This is a genomic window from Pseudoduganella umbonata (assembly GCF_014192225.1).
GTDB lineage: Bacteria > Pseudomonadota > Gammaproteobacteria > Burkholderiales > Burkholderiaceae_D > Rugamonas > Rugamonas umbonata.
This window is the reverse complement of the sequence record NZ_JACHXS010000013.1, coordinates 1-18,458: the sequence shown is the minus strand read 5'-3', so window position 1 is coordinate 18,458 and position 18,458 is coordinate 1. Positions and strand designations below refer to the sequence as shown.

Sequence of the window (18,458 nt, the reverse complement as noted above, 5' to 3'; positions counted from 1 at the left end):
AGTGACGCCATTTCATATCGCATCAAGCGGTTTGGTCGTCGCATTAGCATGCGCTCTTTCCCTTGGCCGAGTTCGGCTATTTATTAAAGGCTGTTTTTGGCAGCACGCATGTTTCATGCCTCAGTCTCAGCCTGGCAATTCTCCTTAGAAATGCGATTTGAAATACATTGTTTTTCTCAACATATTTGCTATGATTACACTGTAATCAGGACTGATCACTATGCCGAAAAATTCATCAGCAATGCAGAATGGGAGTGTCGGTCGAGCGCATCAGATTTCGCAGGCGCAGAACCACTATCGCGAGCGTCTAAAAGACGCCGGCTACCAGCGGCTCCAGGAGTGGCTGCCAGAAGCGACCAGCGAGCGGTTGAAGTACCTCTGTGACGCAACTGGCTTGAGCAAACGGGAGGCACTGGTGCGACTGATCGACACGGCAGACTTGGGAAAAATCAAAAGCGTAGGGAGCAAACATGACGACCGGTAGCAAGATCGAATGGACAGAGATGACCTGGAACCCGACTGTCGGGTGTACGAAGGTCTCACCTGGTTGCAAGCACTGCTATGCAGAGAAGATGGCCGAAAGGCTTCAGGCGATGGGCACACCTGGCTATGAAAATGGCTTTACCCTCACTCTGCTGGAAAACCGGGTAGGCGATCCGCTCACGCGCAAGAAGCCGACGGTCTACTTCGTGAACTCGATGTCAGACCTTTTCCATGAAGCGGTACCGTTTGAGTATGTCGATCGCGTTTTCAACACCATAGCGAAAGCCCATTGGCATACGTTCCAGATTCTTACCAAGCGTGCTGACCGACTGGCTCAGTATTTTGCGCACAAAAGTGCACCACGCAACGCGTGGATTGGGGTCTCGGTAGAAGACGTCAAGTATGGGCTCCCCAGGATCGACCTGTTGCGTAATATCGACGCCACGGTTCGGTTCCTGTCTGTCGAACCTCTACTGGAAGACTTGGGCACGGTTGATCTGAGTGACATCCATTGGGTCATCGTCGGAGGTGAGTCGGGTCCCAAAGCGCGCCCGATGAAGCCCGAATGGGTGACGTCGATACAAGCGCAGTGTGAAGAGCAAGGTGCCGCGTTTTTCTTCAAGCAGTGGGGCGGCTGGGGTGCCGATGGCAAAAAGCGTGCGAAAAAGTACAATGGGCGGGAAATAAACGGCAGGACTTATGATGAGATGCCTGCGCTCGCTTGAGACTATCGGATGCTAAGTCAATTCACATGGAAAAATGGCCCGGAGTTGATACCGCAACATAGTATTGCGAAGCATCGGATTTTGCAGTCTTACCTTGCAGCCTATTTTCAAACACTCGTTGGCGGTCAGCCGCGGGACGAATTCAAACTTACACTCGTCGATGGTTTTGCCGGTGGGGGTCTCTACTACCACGAAGACACCCGCGAGATCGTTGAAGGATCGCCGTTTATCTTTCTGCGCGCGTCTAAGGAAGCCGATTTCTACATCAACCAGGGTCGGACCAAACCGGTGCGACTCGATATCAGCCACTTCTTCGTCGAGGCGGGCCGCGATGCCTACAAGCATCTGGAAAAAGTGCTACGGGAGGCCGGCTACGGCAGCAGGCTCGGCACCGATATCCATCTTCGGCATGGCAAGTTCGAGCTTCAGGCCAACAGTATCATCGACTACATCAAGAAGAAGAGCCCGCGCAACGGCCGCTCCATCTTCGCCCTTGATCAGTTCGGCTACCGGGCGGTGCCGACATCACTGATCAAGCGAATTCTCGACACACTGCCTGGTGCCGAAATCATCCTAACCTTCGCGGTCGATTCGTTGCTCAATTACGCCAATGAGGAAACATTCGCGGCCAGGCTACAGCAGCTTCAACTGCCAGACCTGCTGGCGGGACGCACGCTGCGGGAGATCAAGCAGTCCGAGAAAGACTGGCGGCTGTTCATCCAATCGACGCTGTATGCCAGTCTGGTGCAGCAATGCGGTGCCAAGCACTACACGCCATTTTTCATCCGTAACACGCAGGGCCATGGCGACTACTGGCTGATCCATCTCTCGCAACATCATCGCGCCCGTGACGTGATGACCGATGTCCATTGGAAAAACCAGAATTACTTCATTCACTATGGCGGCGCAGGCCTGAACATGTTCAACATGCTCGGTTATGATCCCAAATTCGATTCGTTGCACCGCGGGCAAACCGAGCTGGGGTTCGAGTTCGATCCGCTGGCACGCGAGGCCAGTATTCGAGCGCTCAGCGAGCAAATCCCCAACTTGGTATATGCCCACGAAGAAGGCCTCAGCTATGGCGTGCTGTATGCCACTACATGCAACAACTCGCCTGCGTCAGCCGAGATTTACCAGGAGGCACTCGAGCGCCTGGCAGCCTCGGGCATTGTCGAGATCGTCGGAGAGGACGGTACGAAACGACGCGCCGCCAAGCAGATCAGAGCATCAGATCAGATCATCGCCCCGACACAGAGCCGCTTGTTCTTCTGACGAGTAGCCCACGACGCGGCTGCAGCAACACCTGTCTCGTTGTTGTGCCACACTTTACAAACGTTCGAATCGTCGTATCCTGAGATCGTTAAGAAACTTGTCGGGAGAGGTGCCATGCGTTCGATTGCCAGCCTTGTCCAGATTGCGCTGCTGCTTGCCCTGGGAGCTGTACGGATCATTATCGAGCTTCTGGCACTGTTTGCCGGCGCAACCGAGAACAAGCAGCGCAAAACGCAATACGATCCAAGGTATTCTTGGGAGAACGATGGCTACTCCTGGGAGCGACCAGACAATGATGACTTCTGTCGATCACGGCCTTTCTCTGACTGGCGGCATTAATGCTCAGCCAAAGAGAGAGTCCTGGCCTATCGCAGACTCGGCTGTCCGTCCTATTTTCTTTGCCTTGTGCATACCGAAGAGGTACTGAGCCCCTTTGTTCGACAGGTTGACTGCCGTTTCTGAAGGGTTTGCCACGGCGAAAAACAACGCGAACATTGGCGGACCGTTTTCCGGCAACAAGACAGGCTCGCTCACCCATCCCTTGAAAATACTGCCCAGCCGTGCGTGCACGAAGCTGGCGATGTCGGCCGTCCCAGCAGTGCGCTTGTGACGCGAACCACTATCATCAAGCATACTTTCTTGTTTGGTGTCGGCGTAAAACTCTTCCCGCCACTGCGTGGTTCCCAGAACGCTGTCCAGCGCGGCAGCTTTGGCCTCGTCGACCTTGTTCATGTCCTTGGCAGCCTGGCGATATACCGCGCTCAAGGGAAACAGGTACCAGACGTCCAGCGCTTTGGTGCGCGCGATCGACTCCAGGGTGCTCCACTGGACATGCATGCCATACGGGTCCAGGAACAGCACCCCTCTTGTCGACTGCCAGTTCGTTCTCGACAGGATCGATTGCAACGCAGCGTTCGCATCCTGCCTGTGCACAGTCACTCGGCCCGCATCCTCGGCGTTAGCAAGTACCTGAAGCGCTGCCGCGTGTTTGGCCTTCAGGTCGATCAGATGAACGTGATCGAAGGCAGGCGTCACTTCGAGAGCAATCTTCGCTGAGCCCTCGATCGTCGAGACGCTGCCGTCGGGCAGTTTGATCTCACATTCTCCGGTACCGGCGAATGCATCGATGTACACCCGTTTGAACGGCTGCCGCTGGAGTGCAGTGGTGTAGAAGTTGAGGTAGCGCTTGAGCAGTTCGAGCTTGACGAAGGTCCATGGCCCGCCAAAGGCGTGTTTTGTCATGATGCACGTTCCTGGGTAGGTAAGTAGGTTCCCCGTCTGATGCCGGCGCTCAAGTCACAGCTGGCAGGATAACGCATTCATAGAGAAGTGTTCCGACTTTGCTCCTCCTTCATCCGCATTTCTCTGCCACCGACTACGCGAAAAACACGTCGCCCAAGTAGACAACATTGTGCGACCGTTACAAATGGCTCATCCTACATGCACTCGTTGACAGATTGCAATGATCTATACGTAGCCTGAATGCGGTCTTGACCAACCCCATCATGGAATCGCGCGGCTATGGTCCGACAAATGCACAAAATCCGAACCAGAACGTGATGCCGCGAAGCCAAACAGGTTTCCCAGACGTATAATTGACTATCGGTTATAGGTAGTCCAGTTCCATAATCCACGTCCATGGTGAAGCTATGTCGGCAGTCCTTGTAGAGCGGTCGCGCGAGTATTCAAATAACGCCACGTCCCACTTTCTCCAGATGGTCGAGCACATCGGCCGGGCTCTGGAACCGACCGCTACGCAGCTGCAAGCTCTGGAGCGTTCATACACAAGCACGAGCGACTTCCTTGTCGAATGTGAAGAATTTGAGTCACTGCTCATCGAGGTGCATCCGCAAGGTTCACGCGAGATCGGAACGCTGGTGCGGCCGATGCGTAGTGGCGACGGCTTTGACATTGATCTGGTTGCCCGCTTTGCAAGCAGCTCGTACGGTAGGTACGCGGCAAACCAGCCAGGCGTGCTCATCGACAAATTGTATTCCGCGACAAAACGCTATGCTGAACGCCATAAGCTTGAGTTACAACGTTGGCCACGTTGCGTAACATTGACGTACGCAGATGGGATGTGTGCTGACATTGCGCCAGTGATTGATCACCCTTCGCTCACTGCCATATATGGGGAATCTCATGGGCTCATACCCGACCGTGACTTGAAAACGCTGAACCCGACAAACCCTAAAGGCTTCACTCGCCTGTTCAATGACGTTGCATCGATCGAGGCCGTCTTTACCCGCGGGCGGGTAGTTTTGGATATGGTAGCGGAGGACTACAAGCGGGCAGATGTAGCACCTTTGGCCGATGCAAAGGAGGTGTTCGGTCGACTGTTATGCCGTCTGATACAGCTCATCAAGCTTCACCGGGATGCAGCATTCGCCTCTGTCGATTCACCGAAAGATGACAAGCCGTCATCGATCTTCTTGACTGCCCTTGCATGTGAAGGATATCGGAACCGGGCCCGGATACCCCATCTAGACGAACTCGATCTGCTCCTGGACATTGTCAAGACGATGCCAAATTACATTCGTCGTACAACGGTTGGAGATCGCGAATACTGGACCATTGATAACCCAACCGCCCCCGGTGACAATCTCGCCAGTGCCATGAATGAGTCCAGCACTCGTCAATCGGTTTTCAGACAGTGGCATGCGAGACTCGTTAGCGATATCTCTGCTGTTGTCGATGCAATCGATGATCGGCAAGGCATTGACCAGGTTAGCAAGCTCGTCAAGAGTGCGTTCGGAGACAGGGCCAGCAAAGCTGCTATCGATGGCCAACTACGGGCGCAGCAGGCTCAGCGACAACGTGGACAAGTGCAGGCTGTCTCGACGTCAGGCATCATTGTTCCGATGACATCACGGTCGCATACGTTCTTTGGCCGGTAATGGCAAAGCCACCTCGACAATTTGCGAACCTGGCAATGCGGGCAATAGATGTGGAGAACATCAACTTGCCCGGTGCAGAGCGACGCTTCTTGTCAGGGCGAGCGGTGATGTATCGGCTGCCGCTTTCACCATCGCCTGCTTCGCGAATCTATACGTGTGAGCTGCTGGTGTGGCCACGACGACGTCCTGAGATGCATGTCATATCGCCCGATCTGCAAGAACTGGCAGAAGGTCGGGCTATACCACACATTTATCCTACCGATCGCCAAGGAACACGGCTTTGCTTGTATCTGCCACGGCTTAACGAGTGGCAGCCGGAGATGAGGCTGAGCGAAACCTTCGTACCGTGGACCCTGGAATGGCTGTGGTATTTCGAAGTTTGGCTTGCCACTGATGTTTGGGAAGGTGGGGGTGAACATCCTCAAGATCGCCGCCGACGGTACGGCGTTTCGAAGAGCAAACGAGATCGGAATTCTGATGACTAACCCTGCTAGACACGACCCTATCCGCGATCGTTACTTTTCGATTATCGAAAAGGCTGAAGGATATGGTGGCTTGCTTTTCTGGTTGAGTACAGCTTGTTCGCTCGGTACCGCCTTTATCGATGCTACTAGCTATCCTAGGGTAGCTGATTGGGTACAGATTGCTTTCGTCGTATTTGTTGTGTTCATGTTCCTGCTGGACGTTTTATCGAGATTTATTCTAAACCCGAGGGCTTTGGATGCCAGATTGAGCGATTTTTGGGGAAAAGCTTACGATCGCCCACTTACCACGGAATCAACTGCTGGCTATTACAATAATAACGAGATAGATGCCCTTAAGCGCGCTGCCGCTCAAACACTCGAAAGTTCATTATGTACAAGGGCCGTCTTGGGAAAAATGATCAATCGCTTTATACCATTCGCAGTCTTGTTCATTACAGTACTTGTTATCATCGTGGCAAGCCGCGCGACTACTATGTCGCTTGTCATAATGATCGTACAGCTAGTCCTGGCCGAACAAATAATTTTGCGTGGAGTGCGCCTCGTCTGGTTCAAGTGGCGCTGTGACCGAATCTATCAACAGCTCGAACAACTTTTTGCCCTCCAAACACCCGACGAATCGTTTAGGATACTTGCCGCTGTGCACATCACCCAGTATGAAGCAACTAAGGCCCAGGCTGCTATCACGTTGTCCGAGAAGATTTTCCTGAAGGAACGACAAGCCCTGTGCATTGAGTGGGAACAAATAAAAACTCACCTTAGGATTAGATAAGCGCGCCAGTCAAAGTAGTCCAGCCAAGACATCGGCAAGACACTGGCCCTGCTGCCGCTGAATGCGACGGGCTTTCATTCCGGCCTCAACGGGGCCGCTTACATCTGCCGCCTGTGAGTCGCCCACGAAAATAATCTCTCCAAGAGGGCAGGCTAACTGCTCCGCGACCCAGGCATAAATGGCTGGATCAGGTTTGATAGCACCCACCTCGAAGCTCCATGCAATGCATTGAAGGGGAATATCAATCTGCTCCGTGATGGGTTTGGCATATGGTTCCGCCAGATTCGAGCAAAGGCCAATTGCATATCCATGCTTCCGTAATTCGCTAAAAGTCGGGTTGACATCGCGATATACCGCAACACTTGCGAGCTCAATAGAAAGCGCTGTTTCCAAACGCGTCAGGACCGACTCGGGGAGGCATATTCCAAGTCTCGTTGCGTGCTCGCGCACTGAGCCTGGATGGGTCATGATCATTGTCGCCGCCTGATCATGCACACAACCTTGCTCCCTGGCATAGCGGAGCAACTGTCTGAACGGTGCGCTGCGGTTAGGAATCTCTGCAAGAGTACCGTAGACGTCGCATACGACGGCCTTGATGTGATTCAGCTCGCTTGCCATATCGACGGTCTTTCATCGCGCAGCAGTCGATGTCCCAAGACCCACGGCAGCATACGGGCGATATTGAGCGCGTCATCTTCGGCGCGATGGTGTGTGCCAAGGAACGTCAGCCCGCATAGAGCAAGTGCACGGGCCATGCCGATCTCCTTGCCGATTTTTTGAAGCTTGGCGAACTGCTTTTTCGCATTGATATGGGGAATGGAAACGGGAGATGTCAGCCCGTAATGGGCACTCTGCCGATCAAGCTGTTTTCGATCGAAAGCGCCCCAACTCATCCAGATAGATGTGGCCTCAAACTGCGCCACAAAGCCGCGCAATGACTGGGCCGCGTCAGGGAACAGTGGTGCAGTATCGACCTGGTACTGCTCGATGCCAGTGAGCCCAGTGCAAAACGTGGTAAGTACCGGATGTCGATCGGGCCTGACGAAGCTCTGGAAGCTGCTCGCAACCCTTCCTGTTTCGTCAGCCCAGCATGCGCCGATCTCGATGATTTCCATAGTCTCAGGGCCGATTGTCCCATCATCGCTGCACGTCGCCTCCAAGTCGATTACAAGGAACATTTGCTCTTCCTTAGAAATTGACGACCGCTCAGCCTCTCGTGATTGGTCGACCTGTCAGCCCATTGACTAGAGCTTACCGCCATCTGCTAGCTTGTCGTGGTTCGGCGACGGCGTCACCGGCTGCGTGGTGACTGGGTCAAAGCAGCCGCTCTCCCTCGTGCCTGGGAAGCTATCAATCAAACGCTGTCGCATGTCGATATCGTTGGCAAAAACCGTCATCCAAATACTGAAAAAGCCTGATTCGCGCGCGAGCTTTGCAATGTATTTACGCAGTATGTCGGTGTCATTGTTCGCTAGGTCAGCCTTGGCTTCCTCAGCTTGTCCCCAGATTTCAATCCGCTGAGAGACGCGGTCTACAGCCACCTGCTTACCGTTCTCATCGAGCGCTTTGCAAATTCTCTTGTGGAGCCCTGTCAGCCTAAGCGTCCGAAATGCTTTGTTATAGAGGCCCAGTGCCGTAGCTTGAGCAGACGGTGCGACCTTCCCATCGGGGGTGTAGTCATAAGCGTACGCTGTGTTGTCCCTGTCCGGCAGTAGGTGGGCGGACAAGACCACGTCCTTATCCTTCTTTGTCGAGTTGCAATTGATGCAGCCGAGTAGAAAATTGTGCCACGTGTACTCCAGCGCAGCGTACGCTGGCAGCCCTTTCGGTTGAATATGCTCGACGGCGAGATTCGCCAGCATGGGCCGTTCACAGTAGCTGCAATACTTGCCTATACGGGAAATGAGATCAGGCCGAGCACTGGCATAGGGATTATAGTCACCTGCCGGCGACACATTACGTCTTACCGGTCGCATGCGTTACCCTCCAAGCTTGGCAACGCGCTTCATCTCCAAGAGCGCCTGATACGCAGGGTTGTCCGCGTAGGGGCTTATCGCCTCGGCCAGGCGGTCCTTGAACGCCTCAAGCTTGGCACGGTCGTCTATAGGTGCTCGCTCAAGAGCTTCAAGATAGTCCCGAGCGGTGTCCTTCATTTGAGCATAGCGCGGGCTGACGTCAGTCTCAGGGACATTCATCAGCCCCTCAGCAATCTCATCGATATCCATGTTGTTGACCTGCGCTACAGGCTGACCATCGAGCACGATCAGCTCCTCTCCAGACCGAAGAGACTGGATGAGAAATGGCGAGTGTGTCGTGCAGATGAACTGAAGCATTGGGAACGTTTCGCGAAATGCCTCTACGATCTGTCGCTGCCACTTGGGGTGCAGGTGCAAGTCCAACTCATCGATCAACACTACACCTGGTGTCAGTTCGAGCGCACGATCTGCCAATTGCGGATTGAGCATAGCGGCCTTGATCGCAAGGTCTGCTGCTAAGGCCAGGACGTTTCGGTACCCATCACTTAACTCGTCGAAGCGAAGCATGCGCCAGTCTTTGAGCTCGATCAGTAAGGACTTTTGTTTTAGCTGATACCGCACGCTCCTTGCATCCGGCAGCATGGACAGTATGGCTTTGTAGACCAATGCAAGGGCTTGGGACGGCTCCTCATCGTCTAACTCATTACGACGCTCGAACTCGATCCACTTGATGATCTCATCGGCGCTGCATCGCTTGTCGACACTAAACTTGTATCCATAAAACGGTTTGGATAGCTCAGCATGCTCGGCCTGGGCCTTTCGAACGTCATCAATATTTTCCAGCTCCTGAGGTAACTTTGCTGCACGCTGCGCTTTACTCTTTTCTGTATCGCGTACCGACTCCCACAGACGTCCTGCGCCAAAGTATCGGATCAGTGGCAAGATGCGCGGAGTCCTACCATAAACACGCTTGGCCATATCCTCCGCGAGCTTCCGAATCTCCTTTGCTTCTTGCTGTGTAGTTCGCCCGTTCTCGCCCTCCACTGAGCGCGTCCAACGCAACTTGCAGTCGTCGGCTCGGACGACCTCGACAAGATTGCTTTGCGCATCTCTGTGTGCTTCCCAAAGATGAAAAACTGCCGTAGCGCTTACTCTGACCGGATACTGCTTTAGCTCTCGATACCTGCCTTCAATCATGGCGCGCTCGATTCTGACATCGCGTGGACGGATGTTGCGCGAGTCGTACCCCCTGATGCCCAGGAACCATGACCCGATTGCGACAGACGCAGCCTCAAGCACTGACGTTTTGCCAGCTCCGTTCTCGCCAACGATCAGGTTGAACTGTGGATGCAGTAGGAATTCACGATCTTCATAGCTTCGAAAATTTTTCAGTCGGAGTGACTCAAGCCTCATTACGCTACCCTAAGTATCTTGCTAATTTGAAACAATAGATGAGGTCGCTAGATATCAGTACATCGATAGAGCACGCCAAAAATATCAGTACATCGATATTTTGAGATTGTTCCTCACATAGACACACAAAAATATAGAAATCTCTATGGCATTATCCGCTAATTGGCCTAGACGGAGTAGTGACTTGCCGTGGAACGACACGCATGGCCAGACGACGGTAGCCTCGGCGCATCACTGAGTTAGACAGGCTCTGTGTCGTGCGTGCCCTCGTTCAATACCATGAGTCTTTCAGCGTAAGGCACCAGTTCAGGCGGCAAGAGGATCTGCTCAGCGTCAAGACGAAGTGTGATCGCTCCAGCCTGTCGTTCGAAGTTAGATGCATTCAAGGACTGGAACCGTTTTTCCGATACCCCAAGCGCCGTGACCAGGACGGTCACGACGAGTCTCTTGCTTGCCTTCGCGACGCCAACCGCTTCGGCTTTGCGCAGCGACTTGGCTAACTTGCTCACCGATCTGGCAGGGTCGTCAAGCGGACGAACCAGTGGCGCAGGTTCTGCAAGCCGCACGTCCCACCTGAGGACCTCGCGGCAAAAGGTCACGAATCGGCTCACGTTGTTTTTCGCTCCCGGATGCTTTGCAAGATACCCTTCCAACGTGCTATGCGGCCAAGGCTGGTCGATCACGCCTAGTTCTCTTAGCACTGAGGCCGCAGCGGCGAGGTACATGCGCGACGTACGTGTTGCAAGGCCGGCCGCGGCCAGATGCTCGCTGTAAGCATCGAGCACGCCAACCCACGGTTCACGACGTGCCTGCACCAAGATGGACGCAATGCGATCGGACTCTGCTGATTGGGTCTTCTCTTGGGTTGCAAGGACTACGCCGTGAGATTGCTGTAAAAACTGAATTGGAAGCAGATGCTTCCGGCACTGCGCCGTCCCGAACAGGCGCAACAGGGCAACGCCAGTCAGCTCAGCGCTCGATTGGAAGTTTGCATCGACTCTTTCGAAGAACGGCTGATGTGATCGAAGGACGTGCAGCAGGCGCGGCTTGCCAGGATCGCGTTGATACAACCAGGTCCCGAATGCATTCCAAACGTCGCCCGCCCAGGCATGCTCAAATACGTGCTGGGACAGCGCGACTTCACGCTGTATCGCTTCCTCGTTTGTACAGGCGCGGCAACGCGACTGACCCGCACCAAACACTAGGCTGGCGCACGTCGGACATGCATGGCTGACGCCTGGATCGACATGGCACCCGTTGCAGTATGCCCTGCCGTCAATGATCGCTGAGACCTTTCGGTACTTCCGGCAAACCGAACAGGTTTTATGGGTGTATTGGTTTCGGCAACTCTCACAGATTTTGACATCAATGCCTGCCGACGGCATCGTCGACAGGCGGCTGCTCTCGGCGCCACATTGGGCACAATGCTCCTTGTCCTTGAAGTACGGTACACAGGATGGGCAGACCGCCTGCTCTCCAACGAGCCGACCCGCTTTCGGGACCGGCTTGGTGCAGCGCATACACACACGTTCTGCTGCTACGCACGCATGACATAGGGGAGCACCCTGCGCATTCTTGTGAGCGCGAACGGTCGCATTGCACTTGGCACATGGAACGCGGATAAAGACCCTGCGATAACACGTCGAGCAATATTCACGCGACTTGTGGATGCGATGCGCTTTCTTGAACAGGCTACCGCACTCGTCGCAAAAGCGGCCAAACTTTGGATCAGTTCCCATGGTAGTCCCGTACAGCGCGTAAAAGAACTGCGGCGCGTTCGCTCCGGCAGGATGCACCGCCATTGGATTCTATCGTGCGAACCCCTTTCGTCAGTGTCGCCGTCCATCTCTTGCGAGGCGGCCGGCTGCGTGGCGTCAGCTGTTCGACAATCTCGACGATCCACGCCGGCCGGTTCGCGCAAGGCTCGAAATGAATCTGACGTAGCCCGATCTGGTTTGCAATCGCCATGCACCGCTCTGGCCAATTTTCGAGGAGCCATCCCAGCAACGCAAACAACTGCACCCGGCGCTGCACAGAAAGGTACTCTAACCGCGGTCCTTCACCCGAGACTTCTCCCCATGGCCCCGTCAGCTGCTTCGTGCGCAAGCAGGCCTTGATCGCATGCAGCAATACTGCACAACCGCGTAGAAAATCAGGCGGTGAGACCGGGCGTCCAGCAAGCGGGACACTTTCAACAAACGCCTGGGACAGCATCATCTGGGCCTGCAACGCATACAGCAGTGCCCGCCCCACGCTGACGTCGACCATCCTCGATAGCATGCCTCCACAGCGATAGCATCGGGTGAGCGATTGTCTGCACTGGAACGGGATGACTTGCGATCCGCATCGAGAGCATCTGTCCGATAGGCAGCAGATATGCTGATCGCAAATCGTCATGAACGAAAGACGCCATGACCGCACAAAGGTAGGCTTCTCAAGAAGGCAAAGCGGGCAGAACTGCAAACCAGCGTACCGACGCTCGCGGCTTCTTGCGCCGATTGCGTTGATCAGGGTCGTCACAGCGAAAGGGCTCTCACGAGGGGCCTCAGCAAGGCACTTTTGCACGTGGTACAGCGTCATCTCGCGCAGCCGCGATGGACTTACATCGATACAGGTTGCAAGGGCGCTCAACTTGGCGTCTTCGCAAATGCGATCGATATCTCTTGTCCAGGCAGGCCAGCCAGGCACGCTAGCCTTGATGAAGCGGTAAGGACTGATGCCAAGCACATGCGCGCACCGAACCAGATATGCACTTAGCAGCTCATCAGAAAATGGTTCGACGTGAATGCGCACCGATCATCTCGTCATATCCGGCGCATCACATCGTCCCAGCCGTCGCGCCGAACAATGTTGGCCTTCTTGAGCACATCGGCGTCGATACACTCGCGCTGTAGCTCGATGGCCTTGCATGCCGCTGCCTTGAGAAGCTTCACCGTCCCACCAATCGTTTCGCCGCCGATACCGTAAATGAGCGGGGCCAGTTCCCGTGAGGCCAAGTTCGATGGCTCAGCCAGGGGCAAGGTGCGCTCGAAGCTGGCCAGGAAGCGAAGATACGTTGTGTCCAGACGCCACCGATCAAGTGCTGCCGGCTCGAAGCGGGACTTCATCTGCGGCTCGGAATTGAGCGCGTTGATCGCTGCCTGGGTGCCAGCTGCGACAATGGAAATCTTGAGATCGTTACTGATCCCTTTGATCAATGCCAGGATGTCAGCAGCACGACGGCCGGCGTATACCAGGTTGTTGAACTCATCGATCGCCAGCACACGAATGTTCGCATACTTCATGACGGACTTTGCGTTGGACTTCGGGACCTTGGTGGAATCGCGCTCCCCGTGGGAGACGCCCAAGGCCCAAAGTATCTCGGACCAAATTTCTGCTTCGTCTGGCGTTTCAGGCATGGAGATTGGCAGCACGGGCGCAACGGGGTCGCCTGCCGCGGTGATCTGGACAGGGTGCCGGTCACAGAACTGCTTGAGGATTGCGCTCTTGCCATTGCCACTTTGTCCAACAATGAGCACATTTGGCATGCGTAGTGTACGAGGGTAGAGCAGCACCTCATCGAGTTGTTGCATGATCTGCGTCGCTCTTTCATAGCCGATCCACCGGTCTTTTTTGCAAAAGTCATCCCGTTCGTCGGATGGCAGCTCAAGAGCGGCCATAGCATCAGGCGCAAGGTGAGATAGGACTGTCGTCATCGATACACCGATATATCGTCAAAGGGAACGACTGGCTGCGCGAAGGGATCGTCATCGAGCACCGGTTGCTTGTGCTTCTGCTCGGTCTCAAGGATAACTTCGATCGGCTTCTGCCCATCCTGGCTGTGTTTCATCTTGGCTGGATTTCTGGTCGCCTGCCGACGCGCCGATTTGGTCTTGTGAACGGCGCTTTCCACCATCGCGCGCATGCGTCCGAGCGCCTCGAAAATCGCATTTTCGTCGATGTCACGTCGGCCCTTCTCCCGAAGCTCGCGCTGAATATCCTTCAATTCCCAGGCGCTCATCGGAGGATGTCCAATGTCGCGATACGGAATTTGCACGTAGCCTTCGCTCAGTGGATCGAAGAAGTAGATTTTGCTGATGTCCCGCGGATCGCGTCGAATTAGAAACTGCCGGCGCTTCTTCTCGTCATTTGGATCAGTCGAGTTGATATAAGGGTTGAGGACCTTGTCATAGTAATTGATGAGATCAATCTGGATGCCGTACTGCTGGACCGACCGGTAGAAGATGGGCATGAAGTCCAGCCGCAGTCGCATGGGATCGGCTGGTACAGCCGGAATGCCTTTGCCAGGTCGCGTCGCGTCGCCTGCCACGCCATCAGCCCATTTCTTGATTGGTGCCATTCCGAGTTGGGCGTGACGACGCTGGTGGTACACATTCACGATGAAGTCAACCAGGTTGCGCTCGAACTCAGCCAAGGTCAGTGCAGCTTCAGCCTCCGAGTCGTACCCCTTTCGCTTTTGCGGATTGGAGAAGGTTGTACCCGGCCACTTGTGTACCTGATTGGCCACCGTTCCCATCATGCGCTCGATTGTCCCACCATCCTCGGGGACCCCTGGTCGCCGCCACTGCAAATCAATGTTGTACTCTTCACAGCCGCGCTCTAGGACAGCGCCATGAAATTCCTTGGCGTTGTCGAGGTGCAGCACATTCATCACACCCCAGACAGGCCACTCACCGGCGACGCCAAGCGTCGCGAGATATTCTCGCTTCGGACATATAGCATTGGCCAGGCACATCGCAACGGACGTGGAACTGGGCTTTTCAAACGTCAGGTACAAGCCGACAATCATTCGGCTATAGGTGTCGATCGCCAGCGTCAGCCAGGGCCGCCCGATTGGCCGCCTGTGAGCCTCATCGACAACGATGATGTCTGCAGGGGTATGGTCGATCTGAACGATGGCCAGCGGGAAGTCTGCTCCTGGGAATTCTCCCTTGATGGGTTCATACAACCCCCGAGCGAGATCGCGGCGTCCTCGCTCGCGAAGCGTCTGGCGTGCTGGCAGCGACTTGAGACGATTACGCACCGTATTGGCATGCGGAGCAGGTATCTTTGCTAGCCGGGCCCGGCGATTGACTTCGTCGACGATGTGCTGGGGTTTGTTGCGCTGTTTGGTCAGAAAGTCGTCCGCGATGACGGACTCGATCAGTTTTTCCTGCTCGTCGGTCAGCAATCGCACCCCTGTTCGACGTCCAGGCTTACTGGGAACGAGCGCAGAAACGTGGCCTGCCAGCTGGTACGCCTTGAGCCATTTGTACAGCGTAGAAACGTGAACACCCACACCTTGAGCAATCTTCTCAGTCTCGGAACGAGGGCGCATTGGGCGATCGAGCAGCGGCTTGATGGCTTGCATCCGGCGTTGAGCCTCCGCCCATTCCTCGTCGCTGTATTGCGCCAGGTCTTTCCGCGGCACCTCGGCCTTTGCCGCAGCATCTTCCAGGACTGGCGTGAAGTCGAGTGTATCAATGCGCAGTCGCGTACTCTCGTTGGTCTCCAAGTCGACAGCAAAAACACTGTCGACCGATACGAGGTGCGTAATGCGATACCGGCGTCCTCCGGAAGTCACCAGCTGGCCTGGTTCAGCCGTATAAAAGGCTTTGTGAATGCGATTATCACTCCTCATTTCGGCATCCAAATCGGGGACGACATCGTCAGCGGCTTCGACAGCTCTGCCCCAAGCTCGCCGGTAGCTACCATGCGCCAAAGCTCCGGTAACGCCGCCATTTTGCTTTCGAATTGGAGATACGAGAATGCCAGAAGTGACTGTGGAGTCGCCGGTCCCAATGCCTTGAGGCTGTAGAGCAACTGGTCTCTGTAAAGCTGCTGGACAGGACTGCGCTTATACGTGCGCAGGAACTTGGCGTTTTCAAGGAACGGGGTACGGATGTGCTTTTCGGTGACGATCTTAAACCGCCAATCACGCTCGCGACAGAATGACACGGCCGCTGAAAATCGCTTGCGGTACTTCGACCAGCTCTTGCGCAAGTCTTCGAGCAACTTGACTTCATAGACGATGATTGGTGTAAGCCCATCGACATCGTCGTACTGCGCAAGGACGTCTGGCGTATATCGCTGGGTACATCCCTCTGTCTCATAGGTGACGGTGAAGGGCTGCTCCAAGATGAGCTTCACCTGCGGATTGAAGTCGAGGCATATCAACCAATCGCGTTCCAGAGACGACTCGAAAGCTACGCCTGGCCCGGTAGCTACAGTTAGCCGCCCTGTAAGGGAGCGTCCGTTCGAACGAATTTTTCGCACTGGCTTGAGTTCATCCAGTCTCGCATTTACCTGTTTTTCCATAGCCAGTCGTCTGATTAGGTGGAGCCGGTCGCGTGGTTAGGTGTTCATCGTGCGCCCGAACCGCTATAGCGTCAAGGCGTAACAGTCGCATTTTTAGATAGAATCGACAGCGGCAGCGTACCCCGGCCGGGCGAGATCTCGCTGGCCCATTGCGGTGTACTGTTCCTCGACGAATTGCCGGAGTTCGACCGCCGCGTGCTCGAAGTGCTGCGCGAACCGCTCGAATCCGGCCGCGTGACGATTTCGCGCGCGGCCCGCCAGGCCGAGTTTCCGGCGCGCTTCCAGCTCGTGGCGGCGATGAACCCGTGCCCGTGCGGCTACCACGGCCAAAAGTCAGGCAAATGCAAATGCTCGCAAGATGCGATCGACCGCTACCAGGGGCGTATTTCCGGTCCGCTGCTGGACCGCATCGACATGCAGATCGATGTCGGCCCGGTACCGACGGAAAGCCTGCACACGGCCGAAGATGGCGAGTCTTCACAGGTCATCGCGGCAAGGGTGGAGGCAGCATTCCAGCGGCAACTTGCCCGCCAGGGCAAGAGCAACCGGTACCTGAGCTCACGCGAGATCGACCGTTATTGCAAACCGGAGCCCAGCGGACAGGAGATGTTGCAGAAAGCAATGCTGCAATTTCACTGGTCAGCCCGTGCTTATCACCGCGTGCTGCGGGTAGCGCGGACGATTGCGGACCTGGCCGGTACCGACGCCGTGCAGGTCAAACACATTCTGGAGGCCGTTCAGTTCCGCCGCGTCCTGCGCTCTTCCTGACGCATGTTCCAGGCACCGCCGCGATGGCGCCGGTCGCGCGACACTGCTACCATCGGTGCATGAGACATCATCTTTCGATCCCGCTGGCAGTGGCCCTCGCCACGGCGGTCAGCGCCTGCAGCCCGAAGTTCAACTGGCGCGATTACCGTGCGGCAGATGCACGATATTCGGTACTGTTCCCGGCCAAGCCAGCCACCCATACGCGCAAGGTCTTGCTCGACGGCCGCGAGACATCGATGACGATGACGGCCGCCGAAGTCGACGGTACCGTATTCGCCGTCGGCAGTGCCATGCTGGCGGATGCGTCCCAAGCCGAGCAGGCCGCCCGTGCGATGCAAACGTCCATGGTGCGCAATATCGGCGGTAGTGTTTCGAAGGAAGCCTCGCGGGACGATGGTGTCGACATCGAGGCGCATGGCGCGAACAACGGCCGGCCGATGCAGTTGCACGCCAGATTCGTCGCGCGCGAGAAGCGGGCGTATCAGGTGGTGGTCGTTGGGCCCGACAATGCTGTCGAGGCGGAGAACATTGACACTTTCATCCGTTCATTTAAGCTGGACTGAAACGATCGCGTGCGCGCCGATGGCTCCTGGCACACCGTGATATCGTTGAAGCACTAAAACAACATATCAGGAAGCGCCATGTTAATCACATTCAAATCCAAATCCTCGCCCGAGGTCACGATGTACCAGGAACATGCCGAACGGATCCTGGATGTGCTGAACAAGAACCACACGCGTGGTGTCATCACGGCAGCCGAGGCTGCTCATGCGTTGCAATTGCTCGAGCAGGAAGTCGCCCTCAGCAAACTGCATCCGGAAGTGGATGCCGCACATGCCAACCATTCGCATGCGCATCACCTCCAGGATGAGGATGAGACAGCCGAAATGGCGGATAAAAACCATATCGGCTTCGCGCAGCGTGCCTACCCGCTGCTGGAAATGCTGCGCGCGGCACGGGATGGCGGCGACAACATCGTCTGGGGAATCTGAGCCGTCATACCGCTTTCGTTCCCGCACACCAAGCAAAAAGCCCCTGCCATGCCACTGGACAGGGGCTTTTTCAATGGTTCAGCGAGTGTGCATCCGGATGCAACGCATGAGTTCAAAACCGGTGACAGACACCTATTATTTTGAAACATTTCCAAGAAACTGGTGCCTGTCACCGGTTTTGCGGTCCGAATCCGCAGCGATTACAACCAGAGCGAGGTCGGGCAATGCCCGGCGGAGCACTAAAACCCGGGAACTGGAGCCAAGTCCGGCGTAATGCTAAGTATGCGTTCCAAAGCAAAAAACCCCGCCAGCACACGCTAGCGGGGTTTTTCTATATAACAGCCTGACGATAACCTACTTTCACACTGGTTGCAGCACTAT

General features: G+C 55.5%; 19 protein-coding genes and 1 pseudogene. 10 read left to right on the top strand and 10 right to left on the bottom strand.

Annotated features, from left to right (window positions below; translation table 11 throughout):
• The first annotated feature begins 220 nt into the window (after positions 1-220).
• From FHS02_RS32220 to FHS02_RS26465, 4 genes are all read left to right on the top strand, one after another.
• Complete coding sequence (locus tag FHS02_RS32220) at positions 221-484, top strand: RepB family protein (RefSeq protein ID WP_503826465.1); 264 nt, start codon at positions 221-223, stop codon at positions 482-484.
• Positions 471-1,208, top strand: coding sequence for a DUF5131 family protein (locus FHS02_RS26475; RefSeq protein ID WP_137316043.1), 738 nt, complete (start codon positions 471-473; stop codon positions 1,206-1,208). The genes FHS02_RS32220 and FHS02_RS26475 overlap by 14 nt, the downstream gene beginning before the upstream one ends.
• A 9-nt stretch (positions 1,209-1,217) precedes the next feature.
• A complete protein-coding gene (locus FHS02_RS26470; protein WP_137316042.1) occupies positions 1,218-2,480 on the top strand; it encodes a three-Cys-motif partner protein TcmP in 1,263 nt (420 codons plus the stop codon).
• 114 nt (positions 2,481-2,594) lie between these two features.
• Entirely contained in the window at positions 2,595-2,819 is a 225-nt protein-coding gene (locus tag FHS02_RS26465) for a hypothetical protein (RefSeq protein ID WP_137316041.1), read from the top strand.
• Positions 2,820-2,822: 3 nt separating this feature from the next.
• Here the strand turns inward: FHS02_RS26465 and FHS02_RS26460 are convergent, their stop codons facing one another.
• Complete coding sequence (locus tag FHS02_RS26460; RefSeq protein WP_137316040.1) at positions 2,823-3,722, bottom strand: three-Cys-motif partner protein TcmP; 900 nt, start codon at positions 3,720-3,722, stop codon at positions 2,823-2,825.
• Positions 3,723-4,129: 407 nt separating this feature from the next.
• Here FHS02_RS26460 and FHS02_RS26455 point away from each other — a divergent pair, with 407 nt between their 5' ends.
• The 3 genes from FHS02_RS26455 to FHS02_RS26450 are packed head-to-tail and all read left to right on the top strand — an operon-like array spanning position 4,130 to position 6,631.
• Positions 4,130-5,377, top strand: coding sequence for a nucleotidyltransferase domain-containing protein (locus FHS02_RS26455; RefSeq protein WP_137316039.1), 1,248 nt, complete (start codon positions 4,130-4,132; stop codon positions 5,375-5,377).
• Positions 5,377-5,862, top strand: coding sequence for a type II CBASS E2 protein (locus FHS02_RS32215; protein WP_137316038.1), 486 nt, complete (start codon positions 5,377-5,379; stop codon positions 5,860-5,862). Before FHS02_RS26455 ends, FHS02_RS32215 begins: the two co-directional genes overlap by 1 nt.
• On the top strand, positions 5,789-6,631 hold the full coding sequence (locus FHS02_RS26450; protein ID WP_175424908.1) for a hypothetical protein: 843 nt from the start codon (positions 5,789-5,791) through the stop codon (positions 6,629-6,631). Before FHS02_RS32215 ends, FHS02_RS26450 begins: the two co-directional genes overlap by 74 nt.
• 9 nt (positions 6,632-6,640) lie before the next feature.
• Here FHS02_RS26450 and FHS02_RS26445 read toward each other — a convergent pair whose 3' ends face one another.
• From FHS02_RS26445 to FHS02_RS26405, 9 genes are all read right to left on the bottom strand, one after another.
• Positions 6,641-7,249 (bottom strand): HAD family hydrolase, encoded by a 609-nt coding sequence (locus FHS02_RS26445; RefSeq protein ID WP_137316036.1) that lies wholly within the window; start codon positions 7,247-7,249, stop codon positions 6,641-6,643.
• Positions 7,234-7,809, bottom strand: a complete 576-nt coding sequence (locus tag FHS02_RS26440; protein ID WP_137316035.1) for a 3'-5' exonuclease — start codon at positions 7,807-7,809, stop codon at positions 7,234-7,236. The genes FHS02_RS26445 and FHS02_RS26440 overlap by 16 nt, the downstream gene beginning before the upstream one ends.
• A 66-nt stretch (positions 7,810-7,875) precedes the next feature.
• Positions 7,876-8,607 carry an HNH endonuclease gene (locus tag FHS02_RS26435; protein ID WP_137316034.1) on the bottom strand — a complete coding sequence of 244 codons (732 nt, stop codon included), beginning with the start codon at positions 8,605-8,607 and terminating at the stop codon, positions 7,876-7,878.
• Positions 8,608-8,610: 3 nt separating this feature from the next.
• Positions 8,611-10,020 (bottom strand): AAA family ATPase, encoded by a 1,410-nt coding sequence (locus FHS02_RS26430; protein ID WP_137316033.1) that lies wholly within the window; start codon positions 10,018-10,020, stop codon positions 8,611-8,613.
• A 239-nt stretch (positions 10,021-10,259) separates the two neighbouring features.
• Entirely contained in the window at positions 10,260-11,540 is a 1,281-nt protein-coding gene (locus FHS02_RS26425) for a hypothetical protein (RefSeq protein WP_137316032.1), read from the bottom strand.
• A gap of 208 nt (positions 11,541-11,748) precedes the next feature.
• Positions 11,749-12,813 (bottom strand): TniQ family protein, encoded by a 1,065-nt coding sequence (locus FHS02_RS32210; protein WP_137316031.1) that lies wholly within the window; start codon positions 12,811-12,813, stop codon positions 11,749-11,751.
• Positions 12,814-12,824: 11 nt separating this feature from the next.
• Complete coding sequence (locus FHS02_RS26415) at positions 12,825-13,715, bottom strand: TniB family NTP-binding protein (protein WP_137316030.1); 891 nt, start codon at positions 13,713-13,715, stop codon at positions 12,825-12,827.
• Positions 13,712-15,640: a TnsB C-terminal domain-containing protein gene (locus FHS02_RS26410; protein ID WP_137316029.1), complete on the bottom strand. Its 1,929-nt coding sequence runs from the start codon at positions 15,638-15,640 to the stop codon at positions 13,712-13,714. Before FHS02_RS26410 ends, FHS02_RS26415 begins: the two co-directional genes overlap by 4 nt.
• Positions 15,637-16,317, bottom strand: coding sequence for a TnsA endonuclease N-terminal domain-containing protein (locus FHS02_RS26405; RefSeq protein WP_217496856.1), 681 nt, complete (start codon positions 16,315-16,317; stop codon positions 15,637-15,639). The genes FHS02_RS26410 and FHS02_RS26405 overlap by 4 nt, the downstream gene beginning before the upstream one ends.
• 102 nt (positions 16,318-16,419) lie before the next feature.
• Here FHS02_RS26405 and FHS02_RS26400 point away from each other — a divergent pair.
• The 3 genes and pseudogenes from FHS02_RS26400 to FHS02_RS26390 form a co-directional block, all read left to right on the top strand.
• Positions 16,420-17,085: pseudogene (locus FHS02_RS26400) on the top strand (ATP-binding protein); the annotation flags it as partial.
• 59 nt (positions 17,086-17,144) lie between these two features.
• On the top strand, positions 17,145-17,648 hold the full coding sequence (locus FHS02_RS26395) for a hypothetical protein (RefSeq protein ID WP_137316027.1): 504 nt from the start codon (positions 17,145-17,147) through the stop codon (positions 17,646-17,648).
• Positions 17,649-17,726: 78 nt separating this feature from the next.
• Positions 17,727-18,077, top strand: a complete 351-nt coding sequence (locus FHS02_RS26390) for a DUF1840 domain-containing protein (protein WP_137316026.1) — start codon at positions 17,727-17,729, stop codon at positions 18,075-18,077.
• Positions 18,078-18,458: the final 381 nt, after the last annotated feature.